The 1,699-nt window shown below is 68.5% G+C and carries 2 protein-coding genes; one reads left to right on the forward strand and one right to left on the reverse strand.

Annotated features, from left to right (window positions below; genetic code table 11):
- Positions 1-146: 146 nt before the first annotated feature.
- Positions 147-356 (forward strand): peptidoglycan-binding domain-containing protein, encoded by a 210-nt coding sequence (locus tag ABZ622_RS42020; RefSeq protein ID WP_360552610.1) that lies wholly within the window; start codon positions 147-149, stop codon positions 354-356.
- Positions 357-549: 193 nt separating this feature from the next.
- Here ABZ622_RS42020 and ABZ622_RS42025 read toward each other — a convergent pair whose 3' ends face one another.
- Entirely contained in the window at positions 550-981 is a 432-nt protein-coding gene (locus tag ABZ622_RS42025) for a hypothetical protein (RefSeq protein WP_360552612.1), read from the reverse strand.
- Positions 982-1,699: the final 718 nt, after the last annotated feature.

Here is a 1,699-nt window from a genome sequence, read left to right on the forward strand (position 1 = left end):
TCTTCGGCTACCTCACCCCGGCCGAAACCCGGCAACGGCACCAACACGACCTCGCAGCATAGGCATCGAGTGTCCAAGATCACGGGGAAGCTTCACGCGCCAACTGCCCCTACAACTGGGACCGCACCCAGGTCATGGCCAGGGGCATGGTCGGCTCGAAGGTGAAGGAGATCCAGTGCCTGCTGAACTACGACTACACCGTCGCCCTCGACGGCAACTTCGGAGAGAGCACCGACACCGCCGTACGCGCCGTCCAGCGCTGCAGCGGTCTCAAGCCCGACGGCCAGGTCGGACCCCAGACCTGGAAGTACCTCGACACCCCCATGTCCGGCTGCGTGAACCGCCCGTGCGGGTGATCCAGGCGCCTGGCCCCTGGGCTGGCTCGGGGCGGCTCGGCAGCCTGACAGCAAGGGGACCGGGGTTCTCCCGCTGTAGGCCCAGACACCCCGAAGCCCACTACGAAGCGGGCGGCGGACCGTGTCTGAGCCAAGGCGTGGAATCACCTCCAAGCTGCGCGCGCCCTCTCCAGGGGGCAGCGGGGATTGTTCGTCAGATACGCCTGAGGTAGACGGTCTGGCCGAAGCGTTTGCCGAGCCAGATCTTCTGGTCGGCTCCGGTCCCGGCGAGCCGCGGGTTGTCGTAGGTGCGGGTGCCGGTTCCGCTCGGGTTGACGACGACGGTCACCCCTTCCAGGCACCAGGCGTCGTCGTTGTCGACGCCCTCGAAGCGGAGGTACACGGGGTACCGGTCCGCGTCGTCGGTGTCGAGGCGGGGCAGACGCGGATCGTTGCGTGCCGAGTCGAGTACGTTGGCTCCGATACCGAAGACGTAGGTGTAGTTGTCGCCGGACTCGAAGTCGTCGCGGGAAGAGTCCACATGGAACTCCCGGCCGGCTACTCCGATGTACACGAAGCCGTTGGTGCCGGCCCCTGCCTCGGTCGCCGTCCACAGCTGGACACTGACCTGCGTGATGTCCGTCATCCACTCCTCCATACGGGAGACGCGATCCACCCCCACGCACACCCGCCACGCGGAACCGGACGGTTCGGCACGCACCAAGGAGCATGACGACAGATCTGAAAGGCGGCGCAGCCACACGACCGCGCCGACTTTCAGTGTTCAGGCAATTGCTGTGCGTCATCAAGGCTTGCCTGGCCAGGCGTGGTGCGACCCGAAGCGTAAACGCGAGGCGGAAGCACACAAGAGCCAGGACAGGCGCCCCGAGCGCAGGCGCGTGAACTGGGCGTACGCCAGCCATTTCATATCAGCACGGCAGTCGCGCATGGGAGCGCCGCCGAAGCGCCGGGCGGACCCAGCCGCGCCCGTCCGCGCTTGACCCGCCGCGGGGGAGGCGACGCAGGACACCCTTCCCTGGCCCGTTTCCCCCGCGGCGCCCACCCGTCCCCGGGCCCGGACCATGTGACAGCGGGCGCGGGGATCGACACCACATCGTGTCCCTCACCTTCACAGCACCCGACCGCGGCGGCATCGCCCGCGTTGCGGTCACCGTGCTCGCCGTCGCCGCCGCGTTCCTCGTCCGCGGTCGCGCCTGCCGGGTGCGGGCTGCCGGCCCGGCACACACCGGAAGAAGGCCAGGCCGGCCTCGGACCTGATCGGCCGCGACTTCCATGCCGAGGTTCCCGGCACGAAACTGGTCGGCGACATCACCGCTCTGCCCACATCCGAGGGCTGGCTCTAC

Origin of the sequence: Streptomyces sp. NPDC007164 (assembly GCF_040634135.1) — a bacterium.
GTDB classification, from domain to species: domain Bacteria; phylum Actinomycetota; class Actinomycetes; order Streptomycetales; family Streptomycetaceae; genus Streptomyces; species Streptomyces sanglieri.

What these genes read in the sequence shown, in the direction of transcription:
- ABZ622_RS42020 (WP_360552610.1), top strand. Translation starts at nt 147, where the DNA reads ATGGTCGGCTCGAAGGTGAAGGAGATCCAGTGCCTGCTGAACTACGAC.
- ABZ622_RS42025 (WP_360552612.1), bottom strand. Translation starts at nt 981, where the DNA reads ATGACGGACATCACGCAGGTCAGTGTCCAGCTGTGGACGGCGACCGAG.